The following is a 16,750-nucleotide window of genomic DNA, read 5'->3' on the forward strand; positions in this document are numbered from 1 at the left end:
CTCGCTGGTCAGTTGAGTGCGATGAGATAGCCGGTCAGGGCGGTGCAGAGGCACATCAGCCCGACGAACGCCGGCCCGAACGCCCGGTCCATGAACGCGACCACGGGCTTCTGCGGCGCCGCCCCCGGGTTCTCGTCCTCGTGCCGGCGGCGGACCACCCGCCAGTGCTTCTCCGCCCGCGCGAGAAAGAGGTCGTGGTCCGGCTTCTGGGCCGTGTGCTGGATCGCCCACACGGCAACGGGGTGCGCGTCGTTGTCGAAGAGCGGGGAGCGGGCGGCGCAGACCATGCACTCCACGGCGTAGATGCCATCCGGCGCCCCCGGCCCGTGCTCGTCCGTGAGCACCCAGTCCGCACCCTTGATGATGGGGTCACGAGTCACGGCGTCGCCGCCTCGAACCGGTAGGCCCGCGTGCTGTGTTCGCGGTAGGCGAGGTGCCCCGGGGCGGGGACGAACTCCGGGCAACTCACGGCACGTCACCACTCTTCACGCGGTAGTTGCTCTCGCTGGCCGCGTTCCGTGCCCGAAGCCGCGCCCGCAACTCCGCGTGCGGGTCGGCCTCCGGCTCGGGCTCCGCCCCGTCCTCCACCTGGGGTTCCCCGGCGTCGGAGCTGTCGCTGGCCCGACGCGAAAGAAAACGGGCGATAGGTTGATACATGCTGTCATCTCCAGATCTGTAGGTGATCGCACTCTCGAACTGTTCGAGCAGTTGCAGGAGATTTCCGGGTTCTGGTCCCGTAAGCACTGCGCCACAGTGTGTACTTGGGGAACCCGGGTGCTCATTGGTACCCCAAACCTGGCCGCTGACAGGCCGTTTGAAGCCCTCCAGGTGTTGTCCCCCACGTCTGACAGCGAGTAAGGCCGAGATGACAGAACAGATCGACGAAGAGCCGACAAGCGCGCGGGATGTGCTGAGCTACATGCTCAAGAGCCTGCGCGAGAAGGCGGGCAAGTCCCTCAGCCAGCTCGCGGAGGACACCGGCTACGAACGCAGCTACCTGAACCGCCTGGAGAACGGCGACCGTCTCTCCAAACGGACGGTGATGGAAGACCTCGACGGCTACTACGAGACGGACACCCTGCTACGGCAGCTGTGGAAGCTGGCCAAGGACGAGGTGATCGTGGACCGCTACCGGCTGTTTATGCAGTACGAAGCCACGGCCACCATCATGCATCGGTACTCGGAGGTAATCCCTGGGCTGCTCCAGACCGAGGGGTACGCGCGGGTGCTCTTCTCCTCGGCTCCCGGACGCTGGACGCAGGATGAGTTGGAGTCCCAGATCAGCGCTCGCATCGGCCGTCAGTACCTGCTGCACCGGACCCCGGCCCCCAGCGCCCGCTTCATCATCAACGAGTCGGTACTCATGCGGCCCACTGTCGATCCCGAGGTCTGGCGCGAGCAGTTGAGTCACCTGATCAAGTCCGCAGATCTGCCCTCGATCGTTCTTCAGGTGCTGCCCTTCAGCGCCGGGGTGCATCCGCTGATGGGTGGATCGCTGGCGCTGCTCTGGCAGCAAGATGGCAGTTCCGTTGCCTGGATGGAGGGCAACAACTCTGGGACCCTGTATGAGGATTCCGAGGAGGTCACGAAGTTCCGGCTGTCCTACGATCGGCTTCGTGATCTGGCGCTGACGCCCTCAGCCTCGGTGAACTTCATCAGCAAGATCCTGGAGGACAGCAAGCCATGAACACCCCGGACCTCACCGATGCTCGTTGGCGTAAGAGCAGTTACAGCGACGGGGGCGATAACAACTGCGTTGAGGTCGCCGATGGCTTCTCCGACGCGGTGTCGGTGAGGGACAGCAAGACCAGGTCCGACGTGCTGATGGTTCCTGCCCCGAGTTGGGTGGCGTTCGTCGCGTCTCTGAAGCAGCGCTGACGCGTTCTGGATCGGAGACCGTGTGACGTCTCAGAGCATGGCCGCCGCGTTGGCCCGGACGATGGGGCTGACGTACGCGGAGTTGCTGCGCACGGCCTCCGTCAAGCGGGTCGACGTGAGCAGTCTGGCGGCGTTGGCGCACGCCATTCGACTCATTGACAGTCCCGATTCGCCTCCCCCGCACCCCGAGGACCTGCCGCAGCAGCTGGCCGCGCTGAATGAGCACCGTCACCGGACTCGGTTGGGTGCCGTCCTGCGGCAGCTTCCCGGTGTGCTGGCCGATGGGACCAACCACGCGCATGCGACCCAGTCGCCGGACGCCTGGGGGCGGGTCGCCGATACCTACAGCGTGGTGTACTGGCTGGCGGCCCGGCACCGGTGGATGCATCTGGCTGAGCTGGCCGTCATGAAGCAGCGGCTCGCCGCCGAGCGGGCCCGGCCGATCGCCGCCACGGTTGCGGCCCGTGACGAGGCCGGCGCGTTCCTCAACTCGGGCGACTTCGCCGGTGGGTTGGCCGTTGTCGACCAGGCCGTCGTCGAGGCTGAGTCGACCCTTCGGGGGCGGGATCGGGCCTATGGCCTGGGCATCCTGCACCTGCGTGGGCTCACGCTCGCCGGCCGGATCAAGGATCAGCGGACCGCGCGGCGACATGTCGACGCCGCGTGGCGCGCGGCGGCCGAGTTCCCGGCGGACATCGCGGACCACGGTATCCACTTCGGCCCGGAGAACACGGCGGTGCACGTCATCTCCACCGCTTCCGACATGGAGGAGTACCGCGACGCGCTGGAGACCGCCGACGACCTGCTGCGGGCCGGCACGTCGTTGCCCGCGACCAGGATCGGGCCGCTGCACATGAGTCTGAGCCGGTCGCACCTCGCGTTGGGTGACCGCGACGCGGCCCTCGCGTCGCTCGAAGACGCCTGGGATGTGGCGCCGGAAATGGCCCGGGTCCACCCGACGAGCCAGGAACTCGTCCGCGTGCTCACCTCGTTGCACCGCCGCAGCAACCCCCGCCTGACCCGCCTGGCCAAACGCGCCGGGGTGACCTTCTGACGCCGCTGCCAGCCCACCAGCGAGGAGCGCGCTCCGCTCCGGAGCCTGAGCTGCTGGCGTTGATCAGGCCGTATACCGGAGCTGTGGACGCCGTCGTGCCGACCGAGCGTGGTTTCGGTTCGGATCTCACGGCCATCGTGGAGTGTGAGAACGGACCGTTCTTCGTCAAGGCCATGCGCAACAAGCCCGGCGGTCGGCGGGATCAGATGTTTCGGGAGAAGGCGATCAATCCCTTTGTCCGGGCTCTGGCTCCCGCCGTGCTGTGGTCCGTCGAGGACACGCGATGGGTCGTCCTGGGGTTCGAGCGTGTTGAGGGCCGGCGGTCGGACCTGTTGCCCGGGGCTTCGGATCTCCCTACCGTGGTTGAACTCATCAACCGCGTTGGGGAGTTTGCGCTTCCGGAGCCCGCTCTGGGATGGCGTGAGGAGCGGTGGGACTGGTGGGCTGACGAAGGCGCGCCCGCTTTTTTCCGTGGTGACACGCTGTTGCACGGGGATATCAACCCCAGCAACCTGCTGATCGGCGAGCGGCGGAACTGGGTCGTGGACTGGGCTTGGCCCACGAGGGGTGCGGCGTTTATCGACCCGGCGTTGTTGGTTACCCAGCTTGTCGCCGGCGGGCACTCCCCGGAGGAGGCTGAGACCTGGGCGGCCGGCTGTCCGGCCTGGAGTGGGGCGGACCCGAAGGCGATCGATGCCTGGGCCGTCGCCTATGCCCGAATGACGCGCGTGCGCGCCCTGCGGAAACCCGATGCACCGTGGCTCAAGGCCATGGCCGACGCGATCGAGAGCTGGGCCAACCACCGGGGCATCACGGACATCCTCTGAGCACCCGCGCCCCGAACCCCTTTGGCCGCGGCGGCACAAGAAGCAGCCACCACCCTCCGGGCGCGTGTTCAGCGCGGTCGCGTCGCCGCGTGCGACGTCGCCCAGGCGCGGACCGTCCGGAGGTGTTCGGCTTGTATCCCGGTGCGGTGTTGCGGCTGGACGAGGAGGGTGGGTGGACCGCTGGCCGTGCGGGCGTCGGCCCAGGCATGGTCAGCGGGGGCGAAGTCGTCGTCGATCCAGACGAATGGGGCTCTGGCGGCGTGCTCGATGAGGTGATCACGTTTCCAGAGGTAGCCGTCGGGATGGCTGGTGGTCAGCGGCAGTTGGGGGAGGGACACATGCGGCCACTCGGAGAGACCCAAGAGGGGGGCGATGAGGCGCGAAGCGTCCTCGCGCCAGCTGGTGCACCAGACCGGGGTCAGGCCGGTGTCGGCCACAAGGGCAGCGAGTTGGGGGCCATGGTCAGGGTCCAGCCATATCCTTACCGGCTTGTCGTACCCGCTGGGAGTGACGTGGTGGATTTCGTGGGTGGAAGGCGGGTTGCCGTGGTCGTCCGGTCCGGGGATGAGGACTCCGTCGATGTCGAGGTAGAGGATCACGCTGGTTCTCCCTGGTGCCCGCTGGTCAGCGTCGTGTGAGGACAGTGAGGTAGTCGTGGTGGTCGTCGGCGCGAAGGACGATGAGGAGTTGTCCACCGGGCCGCAGCGCGTTGGCGGTGGCGGCCAGGAGCGGGCGGGGAGCGACGAAGGAGAACGCTCCGAAGATCGAGAGACAGACGTCGGCGGAGCCCGTCGGTAGCCTGCGCAGCTGATCTGAGGCGTCCCCGTGGCGGAAGCGCAGGCGGGGGAGGTGGCCATAGAGGGTGCGGGCTCGGTGGACCTTGAAGGGGTCGCGGTCGATGCCGATGCAATGGGCGCCGCGGGTGGTGAGGTGGGCGAGGTTGTGGCCGCTGCCGCAGCCGAGTTCGACCACCAGGGCACCGGTCAGGTCGCCGAGAAGCGAGGCGTCGGGGCCGACGCCGGGCCGCCTGGTGAGCTCCAGACGGCTGGGCGGGATCAGACGTTCAGCAGCTCGGCGGCGTCCAGGACGTGGCGGGTGATGACGGTCGTCCACCTGTCCTCGGCTCCTTCGGCCCAGCCCAGACCGATCTGCTGGGTGAACCACTCGGCCACCCAGACACGGTGCCACCCCAGGGCCCAGGAGGCGACGTCAAGGCCACCCCGCTCGGCCAGGACTTCGGCGGCGAGGCCGCCGGCCCGCACATAGGAGCTGATGAGGGTGTGGGTGCGGTCGGTGTCGGGGGCGCTGGTGGTGCCGTGCCAGGAGGCCAGGTCCAGCAGGCCGGGGCCGGTGAAGGCGCGCGCCAGGTCCAGCACGCGCAGGCCCGAAGCATTCACGTGGAGGGAAGTGGGGTGGAACTCGGAGTGCACCAGCCCGAACGGTGGCAGTTCGGCACCCTTGGCGCGGACGTCGGCGGCACGGGTCAGAGCGGTCGCGGCGGAGTGGGCGTCGTCGGTGGCGCCGTAGCGGGCCAGGCGGCGGGCGATCTTCTGCGGGAGGGCGGAGAGTTCGGCCTCACCGAGGCGAGGCAGCCCCTGGGCGGCGACGCGGTGGATCTGGACGGCCGCGGTGGCGCCGTCGAGGTCGTCGGCCTCGCGAACCGGTTCGCCGAGGTCTTCGATCAGCATCCCCAACAGGCGCTCGGTGTGGCGGGCGGCGTGAACGGCTGGGACGGGGAGCCCGGCCGCTGCCGCGATTCCGAGAGCGTGGTCTTCGCGGTCGAAGGGCGCTTCGGCGTACTTGAACACCACGGACGTGGCGCGGGGGAACGTCAGGCGTTCCACGCCGGAGCGGGCCCAGACCCGGATCGGCTGGCGAACCGGATTGTTCGGCAGGCCCGCGTCTGCCAGGAGGCCGGGCAGCAGGGCGGTCACATCCGTGGTGTCCATAGGAGAACTCCGTTTCGGCGGTCAGCTGTTGGTCGGGATGCCGCTGACGCGGCAGGCGTACACGGCCGTCAGCCACTCGTCGCGGAAGGCTCGCAGGTCAGTGCGGAAGGTCTCGACGGAGGCGCCGTAGGGCAGGCAGGCGCCTCCGGACTGGTCGGGAACGGACTGGCAGCCGTGCACGAGCCGGCCGCCGAGGGCCGCGTGTGCCTTGATGGACTCCACCCGGCGCGACTCGTTGAACCACGTGCTGTGGTACACCTCGTCGATCATGCCGCCGGTCGTCTCGTCCAGGTCGAAGACAACCGAAGTGGCGGCGGGGAAGAACCAGCACGGGCCGATGTTGGAGATGGTGCCGTCCGGTTCGACCTTGTTCAGCGCCATGAGCGTCGCGGCCTCACGCAGCATCCGCAGCTCGTCGCGGCCGATCTGCGCCAGGCCGCTGACCGGGAGCAACTCGTCGCGGAACAGGTAGGAGTACACCTGCCAAGCGATGGTGAGTACCTCGGCGGCATCGGTGGTGGATCGACCGTTGCTCCGGATGAACTCCAGAGCGGTCTGCTCCAGGGCGGCTTCGGCCGTCTCCGCCACGTTCAGGAGCTGATCGCGGACCAGGTGCCATTCGCAGATCAGCCAGGAGGCGGAGTCGAAGCGGAAGAAGTACTCGGCCGGATCGATGGCCAGGGCAGGTCCGTCCACGGTGACACCGGGCAGACGGGACCAGCGCGGGTCGAACGCCTCGGGCAGCTCGACGCTGATGGTGGGTGGGGCGGTAGCGGTCATATGTGCGACCTCCTTGAACTCCTGGATGAGTGAACAATCCGCCGCAGACGCGGTGGCGGCTTCTCGGGCAGGGCGGAGCCACAGCGGTGGACATGCGCCGGAGGGCGGTGGGGACACCGGGTGGCATGGACGGGCACGCGTGGCCCCGTGACATGGGGTGCTCGGACCGGATGAAGCCGGACGGGGCGTCCGGTTCGTCAACAACCGTAGAGAGGATGGCCGACAGCACTCAACGAAGTTGCGGATGATTGCGGATCGTTCACCCCAGTGAGTCACGCGCCGAGTTGATGAGGGCTCGTGCGTCGTCGCCATGGACGGCCATGCGCGCCAGCTCTCCGAACGCGTTGAAGTAGTCGGCCAGTTCCCGAGGCCGGGTGACGTTGATCTCGGCCGTCAGCGTTTCGACCACGGCTCGGCCTCGGTCGTAGAGGGTGAAGGCTTCGAGCGGCCAGACAGAGCGTCGGGCCGTCATGGGAATGACCCCGAGCGAGACAGAAGCGAGCGGGATGACCGCGAGCAGGTACGAGAGTTGATCAGCCATGGTCTTCTCGCACCCAACCCGCGAGTGCAACACCCACTCCTCGATGAGGATCACAAAGCGGTGGTTTACCTCACGAAGTAATCTCCCGCGGGCCAGGCGTGCGGCCACTGCCTCGCTGACGTCGTCGGGCGTGCCCTGGAAGCTCGTGATCGCGCTCATCAGCGCGGTGGCGTAGGCCGGTGTCTGAAGAAAGCCGGGGACCACGTTGGAGACGTAGGAGCGGCAGACTTCCGTCTGCTGGTGGAGCCCGTAGAAGTCCTCCTGGGTCTTCCGCATCCCGGTCCTGTGGAGCCGGCGCCAGTCCAGATACATGGAGTCCACAGTCCTGGCGGTGGCGATCAGGTCGACGGCGTGATCTTCCGCGTCGCACGCCGTGCACCAAGCCCGGATATCCGCGTCACTGGGGGTGATCCTGGCCTTCTGGATGCGTGTGGTCTTCGCTGGGTGCCAACCACACCTGGCCGACAGTTCGCGGCCGGTGAGGCCGGCATCCTGGCGAAGGTGCGCCAGGCGTGCGGCAAGGGCCTCACGGGCCGCTTGGGCGCTGGAGAACGTTGACGCGGCCATGCAGATCAGGAAATCGCGTACTTCTCGTGGGGGACGGCCCGACTCCACACCGTCTCAAACGCGGAGGAGCACAGCGCTACGACATCGGCGGCGTGGCTCATCTCGGGTTCGACGGCCTCACCCTCGCCGGAGAAGTGGTTGAAGCGCACCACCCGCTCGTCAATGAGCCAGAAGTCCGCGGCGGGCAACGGGATACCGATGGCTCGCCGGCGTGCCAGCCACCGCACGCTCTCCCCGGCTTCGATATTCAGGGGGGTGAGCGCGTGTTCGTAACGGACGTAGCTGGTGACAGGTTCGGAAACGATGCGTGCCCGACGCACGACCACCCCGCGAGCCGTAGTACTGGCCACCAGGTTCATCCAACTGGCGAGGGCCTTCTGGCCATCGGCAGGAGTCCATCTCCCCGACTCCCACAACCTTCGCTCCTGTGCCTCCTCCTTGACGGCGTACGTATCGCGCATTTCCAGGTGCAGGGCCGAACGTTCAGCGGAGGACAGCAGCTCATCGAAGCTGGGGACGGTCGATGGCTTCTGCGTCATCGATGGCCTTCCTGATGATGTCAATCATGCGGTACGGGAGGCGGATGACCGCCTCGTTGTCGGGCAAGGGGCTGTCACGTTGGGTGTGCGCCAGCATCTCATCGTCGGCTCGCCATCCTTGCAGTACCAGTTCCTTCCTGGCGTCGTCGAGCCAGACGGCGGGGCAGTTGCCTCCGCCGGTTTCCGGGTCGATACCGATGAACCGTAGAACCACGGCGGCCTCCCGAGGCAAGCGCAGTGCGGGGACCGCCAGACTCTCCAGGAAGGGCGACGGCGCGTCAACGGCGCGGGTCTGGCGCGGGCCCTGATCCGGCCACCCACGACATTCCGGCGGTGGAAGGTGGACTGACCTGCGCCGCGTCACCCCCCTCGTGTGTCGGTGACGTCGGCGGAGGCGGTCGCGTCTGTGCGGGCGCGGTGGATGAGGGTGGTGGTGATCATGATGGGGAAGAGGATCGCGCAGAGGACGAAGGGGCCGCCGGCGAGCAGGAGGAAGGCGCCCATGAAGAGGAAGAGCAGCAGGGGGGTGCCCCAGCCGTGGCCGAAGGTGTACGCCTCGTCCTGCTCGTTGGGCATCACCCAGCTGCTCAGGTCCTCGCGGATCAGCCGTGCGTCGACGACCTTGCCCTCCTCGCAGCCGCCGACGTGGACGCGGGTGTCGGGCAGGGGTGGGTCGCCGTCGGACGGGGTGAAGACGCCGAAGCAGTGGGTGGCCATGTGGCTGCCGCCTCGGCCGCCGCCCTCGCGGACCTCCCGTGACTCGACGATGGTGACGGTGCCCCGCTCGCCGTGCAGGTCGAAGGCCGCCGCGACGACCCGTGCTCCCCGCACGGGGACGTCCTCCACCAGCTGGACGACGAACGCCGCCACCGGCAGGCAGATCAACCACATCACCAACAGCCCGCCGACGCTGGCGTGTTGGACACCCGATATCAGCCGTCGCCCCCGCACCGGCCCCCCGTTCGATCGCGATGGCCCAGCGTACCGCCGCTGCCGCCGGTCCCGGCGGCAGCGGCGGGGGCGTCAGAGCGCGGAGCGCTCCTCGCGCAGTTCGAGGTCCACCGGCAGGTCGGTGCGCCGTTTGACGCGCAGCTTGCGGAAGACCTTGGTCATGTGCTGCTCCACGGTGCTCACCGTGATGTGCAGCTTTCCGGAGATCTCCCGGTTGGTGTAGCCGAGGGACGCCAGCGTCGCGACCCGGCGTTCCGAGAGGGTCAGCACGGGGCCTTCGGCGGACTCGGCCGGCCGGGGGCGGGGGTGGGGCGGGGGTTCCGGTGTCCAGGTCTCGGTGTCCTCGGGCACGACCATCAGCAGTTGCCCTGACCGCACCGCCTCCTCCTTCGGGGTGGGGCGCTGGGCCTGGCACTCCTTGGTCAGCCGCCGGGCCCGCCGCGAGATCATCCGGGCCTTGCCGAAGTCGCCGAGCGAGTGGTGCACCCGGCTCAGGTCGGTGAGGGCCTGCGCCAGCGGCAGCCGGTCGCGACGGGCCTGAAGCACCTCGACCGACTCCTTGAGCATCCCGAGGCGCGCCCTGCGGTTGGCCGTCGCGGCCAGCACGCGAAGGGAGTAGCCGTAGACGCGGGAGGTGGACGATCCCGACCTGTCGATCTGTTCCTTGGCGAGCTGCTGGGCGCGTTCGTGCTCGCCCAGCCGCAGGTACACCTCGGCGAGGTCGCTGCGCCACGGCACGAAGGCCGGCGCGTCCAGCTCCCAGGCGAGCATCAGGTCGCCGCAGTAGCGGAAGTTCTCCAGGGCGGCCTGGAGTTGGCCGGTCGCCAGGTAGTAGCGGCCCCGGGCCCGCAGGTAGGGCAGCCCGTAGCGGGTCTCGAACAGGGCCTCGGGCACGGGTTCCCGCAGGTACTTGCGGGCGCTCTCGAAGTCGCCCATGGCGGCGGCCACTTCGAGGAGCACGCTGATGGGGGCGCCCACCGCGACGCCCCAGCCGCGGACCCCGACGAGCTTGAGGGCGCGCAGCGCGTGGTGCTCGGCGTCGGCCAACTCCCCGTTGCGCACGCAGATCTCGGCGCGGCAGCTGGACAGCGCCGCCTGCCACCAGGCGACGTCGCGCTCCCTGGCCTCCTCCAGCAGGGTGTCGCACCACCGTGCCGCCGTGGCCAGCTGCTCGGTGACGATGAGCGTCTGGAGCGCGGCCATGATGGCCTCAAGCGCCGCGTCGGAGAGCGTGGTGGTCTGAAGGATCTGTTCGGCCACCCGGGTCCAGCGGCCGTCCTCGTCCCGGCCGTTGCTCAGCAGCGCGCTCAACATCGTGGTGGCCTGGGCCTGTTGGCCTGGCGGCGTCGAGCCGATCTGGCCCGGTTCCGGCAGCGGCATCGCCGCGATCCTGGCGGCGCTGTCGGCGACCGGCTGGAGGAACTGCGGGTAGTCGTGCCGGAGCCAGGCCACGGTGCTGGTGAACGGTTCGACGCCTCCCCCGCCGCTGTCCTGGGGGCGCGTCAGCCAGGCGACCAGCTCGCGCGCCTCCGTGAGATGCCCGTACCAGAGGGCGGCGCGCAGCAGCACCGCGGTCTGGGCCGGGTCGAGGCCGCCCTCGCGCTGCGCCTGGTACAGCAGCGGCAGATGACGGGCGGCGCCCTCAGGGTTGACGCGCCACTCGGCCTGGACGAGCAGGAAGCGCAGCGTCGCCCGCTGCTGGGGGTCGGTGCGGGCGGACAGCGCGAACTCGGTGTAGCGGGAGGCGGCGGCCTCGTCGTCCTCGGCGAGGGCCTTCTCGGCGGCGCGCCGCAGCTCGGTGACCGCCCAGTCCTCCTCGACGTGCCGTGCGGCCACCAGGTGGTCGGCGATCTCGGTGGCGTCGCCGGCGGCGTCGTGCAGCAGCCGGGCGGCGCGGGTGTGCAGCTCGGTCAACTGCTCGGTGGTGAAGGCGTCGTAGACCGCGGCGCGGGCCTGCGGATGGCGGAAGTGCCCGGCCTCGACCAGTCCCACCGACGCCAGCGCCTGGAGCGCCCGGGTCACCATGTGCGCGGGGCGGTCCAGCAGGGCGGCGACGCGGTCGGCCGAGGCGGTGGTGTCGAGCACCGCCAGCGCCTGGGCGACCTGGAGGGTCTCGGGAGCGCCGCGGTGCAGGCAGGTGAGGACGGCCTGGCGGAAGCTCTCGCCCAGCGTGGGCGGGCCGTCGGGCTCCGCCGGCTCCGATGCGTCGATGTAGTCCTCCACGACGGCCCTGACCAGGAGTTGGTTGCCGCCCGTCGCGCTGTGGGTGCGCTGGGCCAGGTTCCAGGCGGCCGGCTGCGCGAGGTGTCGGCCGAGGACCTCGGCGACGCCCTCAAGGCTGAGCGGGGCGAGGCGGACGCGCCGGAAGTTGGTCTGGCGGACCAGCTCGATGCGGAGTGCCGGGTGCACCGACCAGTGGGAGGAGGACTCGGTGAGCACCAGCAGCATGGGCACCGATCTGAAGCGCTTGACCAGCTGCGACAGCGCGGCGAGCGACGGTTCGTCGGCGTGGTGCACATCGTCGACGCAGGCCAGCAGGGGCGCGGCACGTCCGTGCCTGGCCACTTCGGTGGCCACCATCTGGAGTGTCTCCTGGCTGAGGCTGGGCTCGGCCAGGCCGGCGGCCAGCTCGGCGGGCAGCTCCAGTTGGTCGAGGAGCTGCCGCAGCACGCCGAACGGCGCGTCGGACTCGCCGCGTGTTGCGGTGGCCGTGAGCACCTGCGCGCCGCGCTCGGCACACTCGTCGATGAGCGCGTGCAGAAGTTCGGACTTGCCGCTCGCCACCGCTCCGCTGACGAGTGCGATCCTGCCGCGTCCGCGGTTGGTCTCCGCGAACAGCTCGTTCAGTGTTCTCAGTTCGTGGTCACGTTCTACCAACGCCACTGCCGATGCCTTTCCCCGATTTACCGCATCCACGATGAGGGGGGAACGCCGGCATGGTCGTTGCGGCGCAACCGCGACTGCGGGCGCCTTTGCTGATGGCTCTCCCCGTTGACCGGCGTTGACGACAAACAGCAACTCAACGCTGCGGCGCACGTGCTGCCACGTGCCGCCGATGCAACGCCCTCGTCGCTATTCGTTCCCTCGCGTGAAGGCCGGTCACGAATTTCCCCCAACTCGCTTAGGATTTGCACCTTAGTTGCGCCTCCCTCCCCTGTAAACCCTTAGTGGGTTTGACGCGACCCCCCTATTCTCGGGGCGGTCGAGCCGGGCGGCAGGAGGGGGTGCAGGGGGCGTCGGGAGGGCCCTTGGCTGGTCAGGGCGGTTGCACCCGGTGTTCTCCGACGTGGCGGACCGTGGTGTGGAGGCGTGCGGGCGAAGGCCCCGGGACCCGCTCTGACAAGCGCTTATGTCGATGGTGCCGGGTCCGGCCCGCCGGTCTCGGGCGCCCTGTCCGGCGGGGCGGGCGAGACGCGGTGTGGCGGAGAGTCACCGCCAGGGGTGGGGTGGAGGCTGGTCCAGGGGTCCACCCCTAGGGGGCTCTAGGGGGTGTCTGTGCGCCTTTTCCGATCAGTAGGCTTCGTCCGGGTTCGGCGTCCCGGAAGCCATGTCAGAACCCCAACGGGGCCGGGGCTTTGCGGAAGCAATGGCCGCGCAGATCTTATTCCTTCCGTCACTCTCATCCGCCGATGCTCATACGGCCGAGCGGCAAGCAATTCCCTCCTCGAATGCCCTGCGAGGGTGGGTGCTTCCGCCCGGAACACCGTGGAAACGCCGATTGGAAGCTGCGAGATGTCCATTCCACTGGCCCCGCCCGCAGGCAGCGGCCCCGTGTTGCGGTCGCGACGCGAGCCGTCGGTCGCCGCCCGCTTCGCCAGCTCGGCCGCGACGACCGAGGGTGCCGACCTGAGCACCGAGGACGTGTCGGGCTGGCTGACGGAACGGGCGGGCGCGAACCGTTTCCGCGTCGACCCGGTGCCGTTCGCCGAGTTGGACGGCTGGTCGTTCGAGCCGGGGACCGGGAACCTCAGGCACCGCAGCGGCGGCTTCTTCTCCGTCGAGGGGGTACGGGTCCACAAGGACTCGGGGGTGCACCGGGAATGGGAGCAGCCCATCATCTGCCAGCCCGAGGTGGGCATCCTCGGCATCCTGGTCAAGGAGTTCGACGGGGTGCTCCACTGCCTGATGCAGGCCAAGATGGAGCCGGGCAACGTCAATCTGCTCCAGCTCTCGCCCACCGTCCAGGCGACCAGGAGCAACTACCGGCGGGTGCACAAGGGCGCGAAGGTGAAGTACATCGACTTCTTCACCGAGCCGGAGCGCGGCCGGGTGCTGGTGGACTCGATGCAGTCGGAGCACGGCTCCTGGTTCTATCGCAAGAGCAACCGCAACATGATCGTGGAGGCGATCGGCGAGGTCCCAGAGGACGCAGACTACCGGTGGTTGACGTTCGGGCAGATCGCCGCGCTGCTCCACCAGGACAACGTCATCAACATGGACTCCCGCACGGTGCTGGCCTGCGCGCCGCTGCCCGACGGCGAGGAGGGCGCGCTCCACACCGACGCCGAGTTGCGTTCCTGGATCACCGAGGCGCGCTGTCGGCGGGAGGTGAGGGCCGAGTTGATGCCGCTGGACGAGGTTCGCGACTGGAAACGCGGCGACGAGTCCATCGACCACGACGACGGCCGGTACTTCCGGGTGTTGGGCGTCTCCGTGGAGGCGGGCAACCGCGAGGTGACCGGCTGGTCGCAGCCGCTGCTCCAGCCGCACGGCCTGGGCGTCACGGCCTTTCTGACCCGGCGGTTCGAGGGCGTTCTGCATGTGCTGACGCACGCCCGCGCCGAGGCGGGGCTGCGCAGTCCGGCGGAGTTCAGCCCCACGGTGCAGTCCACCCCGCGCAACCACGCGCACCATCCGCCCGAGCGCCGCCCGCTCTTCCTCGACCAGGTGATCGACGCCGACCCGGGGCGCGTCTGGTACGAGGCCGTGCACTCCGAGGAGGGCGGCCGGTTCCGTAACGCCGAGAGTCGCTATCTGCTGGTGCACGCGGACGAGGCGGAGACGGCGCTCGCGCCGCCCGCCGAGTTCCGCTGGGTCACGCCAGGCCAGCTCACCTCGCTGGCCCAGCACGGGCACTATGTGAACGTGGAGGCCAGGACGCTGCTCGCCTGCCTGAACGCGGCGCTCGCCACGGCCGGTTGACGGGCGGGGCCCGGCGGACGCACCGCCGGGCCGCGCGGTGGCGTCAGCGCGCGGGTGAGGGGCCGGCCGCCTCGGCGTGCGGCGGCTCCCACCAGTCCCGACGCTCCCGGTACCAGTCGACGGTCGCCGCCAGGCCCCGGTCGAAGGTGTGCCGGGGGGCCCAGCCGAGCGTCTCGCGGATCTTCGTGGAGTCCACCGAGTACCGCAGGTCGTGGCCCTTGCGGTCGGCGACCTGCCGCACCCGGTCCCAGGTCGCGCCGCAGGCGGCCAGCAGCCGCTCGGTGAGCTGCCGGTTGGACAGCTCGGCGCCGCCGCCGATGTTGTAGACCTCGCCGGCGCGCCCGCCCAGCAACACGGCGGCCAGCGCCCGGCAGTGGTCCTCCACGTGCAGCCAGTCCCGCACGTTCCGCCCGTCGCCGTACAGCGGCACCTCGCCGCCGGTCAGCAGCCGGGTGGTGAACAGCGGGATGACCTTCTCGGGAAACTGGTAGGGCCCGTAGTTGTTCGAGCAGCGGGTGACCCGCACATCGAGGCCGTGGGTGCGGTGGTAGGCCAGCGCGATCAGGTCCGACGACGCCTTGGACGCCGCGTAGGGGGAGTTGGGCAGCAGCGGATGGTCCTCCGTCCACGACCCCTCGGCGAGGGAACCGTAGACCTCGTCCGTCGAGACATGCAGAAACGTGGTGGACGGCTGCCGCAGCGCCGCGTCCAGCAGTGTCTGGGTGCCGCCGACATTGGTGCTGACGAACTCGGCGGCGCCCTCGATCGACCGGTCCACGTGGGACTCGGCGGCGAAGTGCACCACCGCGTCGTGTCCCGGCAGCAGGTCGCGGACCAGGTCGGCGTCCCTGATGTCGCCGTGCACGAAGGTCAGCCGGGGATCGTCGGCCACCGCCGCCAGGTTGTCCCGGTTGCCCGCGTAGGTGAGCGCGTCGAGCACGGTGACGCCGGCGGCCGACAGCGGGGCGCCCGGCTGGAGGAGCATGCGCGTGAAACAGGACCCGATGAAACCGGCGCCGCCGGTGACCAGGACTCTCATGGGGTGATCCGCACCTTACTGTGGTCGCCGAGGATGAAGCGGTGCGCGCGGGGCGCCCGGCCGGCGCGCGTCACCCGCACCTTCCGGCCGATCAACGAGGCCTCTATCCGGCCGACGCCCTCGATCGAGGCGCCTTCAAGCACGATGGAGTACTCGATCTCGCTGCCGTCGATCACGCAGTTCTCCGCGACGGAGGTGGAGGGGCCGACATAGGAGCCCCGCACCGTCGTGCCCGCGCCGATCACGGCCGGGCCCACGATCCGCGACTGCGACACCACCGCGCCCCTCTCGACGCGGACCCGGCCGATGATCTCCGTCTCCGCGTCCACCGTCCCGTGCTGACAGGGCTCCACCGTCTCCAGCACCGACCGGTTGACCTCCAGCATGTCGGTGACGTTACCGGTGTCCTTCCAGTAGCCGGAGATGGTGGTGGAACGCACCACCAGGCCCTGGTCGATCAGCCACTGGATGGCGTCCACGATCTCCAACTCGCCGCGCGCCGAGGGGCTGATGGCCCGCACCGCCTCGTGCACCGCCGGCGTGAACAGATAGACCCCGACCAACGCCAGGTCGCTGGCCGGCTTCTCCGGCTTCTCCTCAAGACGCACCACCCGGCCGCTCTCGTCCAGCTCGGCCACGCCGAAGACCCGTGGGTCGTCCACATGCGTCAGGAGGATGTCGGCGTCGGGCCGCCGGTCGTGGAACTTCCGCACCAGGTCGTTGATCCCGCCGACTATGAAGTTGTCCCCGAGGTACATCACGAAGTCGTCGTCGGCGAGATAGTCGCGCGCGACGAGAACCGCGTGGGCCAACCCCAGCGGCTGGTGCTGCGGGATGTAGGTGACCTTGGCGCCGAAGTCGCCGCCGTCGCCGACCGCGGCGCGGATCTCGGCGGCCGTGTCGCCCACGATGATCCCGATGTCGGTGACGCCGGCGGCGACCAGCGACTCGATGCCGTAGAAGAGCACCGGCTTGTTCGCCACCGGAACGAGTTGCTTGGCCGCGGTGTGCGTGATCGGCCGCAACCTGCTGCCGGTACCGCCCGCGAGTACGAGTGCTTTCATGCCGGTGATCGGGTTCCTTCCGTGGACGCCCCGTGGCCGCGCCGTGGCGCACGCGGGGCCGGTGGGGTGGGTCGGAGAGCGCCCGTCGCTCCCGCTCGGGGAAGGCCGCCGGCCAACCCACCCGGGTGGTGCTCGGCGGGGGAACGCGTCCCCCGCCGTCGCCGTGTGAAGTGCCGGGCCACTCGCGAAGCTACGCGTGCGCCGACGCGCCCGGAACCCCTAGCGGCGCTCGCCGACCGGCGTCCGCCGGCGCCGCACCACGGACAGTGGACCCTAGGGGTTTCCGCGCTCCCGCCCGTCGATTACCCTCCGCCTCCGCCGCTCGGACGCCCGCTCCGGCGCCCGTCCCCGAGCCCGTCCCCGAGCCCGTTCTCCGGCTCCGCCGGGGCGGCCGGCGGCGGCTGGGAGCGGCCCGTTCC

The 16,750-nt window shown here is 69.6% G+C and carries 18 protein-coding genes; 5 read left to right on the forward strand and 13 right to left on the reverse strand.

Going from position 1 to position 16,750, the window contains the following annotated elements:
* Positions 1-8: 8 nt before the first annotated feature.
* Together K4G22_RS25910 and K4G22_RS25915 are read right to left on the reverse strand one after the other, a co-directional pair.
* Entirely contained in the window at positions 9-380 is a 372-nt protein-coding gene (locus K4G22_RS25910) for a DUF7848 domain-containing protein (protein WP_228082864.1), read from the reverse strand.
* 85 nt (positions 381-465) lie between these two features.
* The gene (locus tag K4G22_RS25915) at positions 466-657 is read right to left on the reverse strand and encodes a hypothetical protein (protein WP_228082865.1); all 192 of its coding nucleotides are present in this window, start codon (positions 655-657) and stop codon (positions 466-468) included.
* A 208-nt stretch (positions 658-865) separates the two neighbouring features.
* Here K4G22_RS25915 and K4G22_RS25920 point away from each other — a divergent pair, with 208 nt between their 5' ends.
* The 4 genes from K4G22_RS25920 (at position 866) to K4G22_RS25935 (ending at position 3,759) form a co-directional block, all read left to right on the forward strand.
* Complete coding sequence (locus K4G22_RS25920; protein ID WP_228082866.1) at positions 866-1,687, forward strand: helix-turn-helix domain-containing protein; 822 nt, start codon at positions 866-868, stop codon at positions 1,685-1,687.
* Positions 1,684-1,878: a DUF397 domain-containing protein gene (locus K4G22_RS25925; protein WP_228082867.1), complete on the forward strand. Its 195-nt coding sequence runs from the start codon at positions 1,684-1,686 to the stop codon at positions 1,876-1,878. The genes K4G22_RS25920 and K4G22_RS25925 overlap by 4 nt, the downstream gene beginning before the upstream one ends.
* A gap of 22 nt (positions 1,879-1,900) precedes the next feature.
* On the forward strand, positions 1,901-2,932 hold the full coding sequence (locus K4G22_RS25930) for a transcriptional regulator (RefSeq protein ID WP_228082868.1): 1,032 nt from the start codon (positions 1,901-1,903) through the stop codon (positions 2,930-2,932).
* An 83-nt stretch (positions 2,933-3,015) separates the two neighbouring features.
* Positions 3,016-3,759 (forward strand): protein kinase family protein, encoded by a 744-nt coding sequence (locus K4G22_RS25935; RefSeq protein WP_228082869.1) that lies wholly within the window; start codon positions 3,016-3,018, stop codon positions 3,757-3,759.
* A gap of 68 nt (positions 3,760-3,827) precedes the next feature.
* Here K4G22_RS25935 and K4G22_RS25940 read toward each other — a convergent pair whose 3' ends face one another.
* From K4G22_RS25940 to K4G22_RS25980, 9 genes are all read right to left on the reverse strand, one after another.
* Positions 3,828-4,358, reverse strand: a complete 531-nt coding sequence (locus K4G22_RS25940; RefSeq protein ID WP_228082870.1) for an HAD domain-containing protein — start codon at positions 4,356-4,358, stop codon at positions 3,828-3,830.
* Between the two features lie 25 nt (positions 4,359-4,383).
* The gene (locus tag K4G22_RS25945; protein ID WP_228082871.1) at positions 4,384-4,872 is read right to left on the reverse strand and encodes a class I SAM-dependent methyltransferase; all 489 of its coding nucleotides are present in this window, start codon (positions 4,870-4,872) and stop codon (positions 4,384-4,386) included.
* Positions 4,815-5,708 (reverse strand): phosphotransferase, encoded by an 894-nt coding sequence (locus K4G22_RS25950; protein WP_228082872.1) that lies wholly within the window; start codon positions 5,706-5,708, stop codon positions 4,815-4,817. The genes K4G22_RS25945 and K4G22_RS25950 overlap by 58 nt, the downstream gene beginning before the upstream one ends.
* A gap of 21 nt (positions 5,709-5,729) precedes the next feature.
* Complete coding sequence (locus tag K4G22_RS25955; RefSeq protein ID WP_228082873.1) at positions 5,730-6,488, reverse strand: hypothetical protein; 759 nt, start codon at positions 6,486-6,488, stop codon at positions 5,730-5,732.
* A gap of 259 nt (positions 6,489-6,747) precedes the next feature.
* On the reverse strand, positions 6,748-7,596 hold the full coding sequence (locus K4G22_RS25960; protein WP_228082874.1) for a helix-turn-helix domain-containing protein: 849 nt from the start codon (positions 7,594-7,596) through the stop codon (positions 6,748-6,750).
* Between the two features lie 5 nt (positions 7,597-7,601).
* On the reverse strand, positions 7,602-8,135 hold the full coding sequence (locus K4G22_RS25965; RefSeq protein WP_228082875.1) for a DUF6879 family protein: 534 nt from the start codon (positions 8,133-8,135) through the stop codon (positions 7,602-7,604).
* On the reverse strand, positions 8,098-8,349 hold the full coding sequence (locus K4G22_RS25970; protein WP_228082876.1) for a hypothetical protein: 252 nt from the start codon (positions 8,347-8,349) through the stop codon (positions 8,098-8,100). Before K4G22_RS25970 ends, K4G22_RS25965 begins: the two co-directional genes overlap by 38 nt.
* A gap of 146 nt (positions 8,350-8,495) precedes the next feature.
* Positions 8,496-9,086, reverse strand: a complete 591-nt coding sequence (locus K4G22_RS25975) for a hypothetical protein (protein WP_228082877.1) — start codon at positions 9,084-9,086, stop codon at positions 8,496-8,498.
* A gap of 72 nt (positions 9,087-9,158) precedes the next feature.
* Positions 9,159-11,969: a helix-turn-helix transcriptional regulator gene (locus K4G22_RS25980; RefSeq protein ID WP_228082878.1), complete on the reverse strand. Its 2,811-nt coding sequence runs from the start codon at positions 11,967-11,969 to the stop codon at positions 9,159-9,161.
* Positions 11,970-12,818: 849 nt separating this feature from the next.
* On the opposite strand from K4G22_RS25980, the gene K4G22_RS25985 reads away from it, so the two are divergent.
* Complete coding sequence (locus tag K4G22_RS25985) at positions 12,819-14,228, forward strand: NDP-hexose 2,3-dehydratase family protein (protein ID WP_228082879.1); 1,410 nt, start codon at positions 12,819-12,821, stop codon at positions 14,226-14,228.
* A gap of 43 nt (positions 14,229-14,271) precedes the next feature.
* On the opposite strand, the gene rfbB is transcribed toward K4G22_RS25985, so the two are convergent.
* Complete coding sequence (gene rfbB, locus K4G22_RS25990) at positions 14,272-15,267, reverse strand: dTDP-glucose 4,6-dehydratase (RefSeq protein WP_228082880.1); 996 nt, start codon at positions 15,265-15,267, stop codon at positions 14,272-14,274.
* Complete coding sequence (locus K4G22_RS25995; RefSeq protein ID WP_228082881.1) at positions 15,264-16,331, reverse strand: glucose-1-phosphate thymidylyltransferase; 1,068 nt, start codon at positions 16,329-16,331, stop codon at positions 15,264-15,266. The genes rfbB and K4G22_RS25995 overlap by 4 nt, the downstream gene beginning before the upstream one ends.
* Positions 16,332-16,750: the final 419 nt, after the last annotated feature.

This window comes from Streptomyces profundus (genome assembly GCF_020740535.1).
GTDB lineage: Bacteria > Actinomycetota > Actinomycetes > Streptomycetales > Streptomycetaceae > Streptomyces > Streptomyces profundus.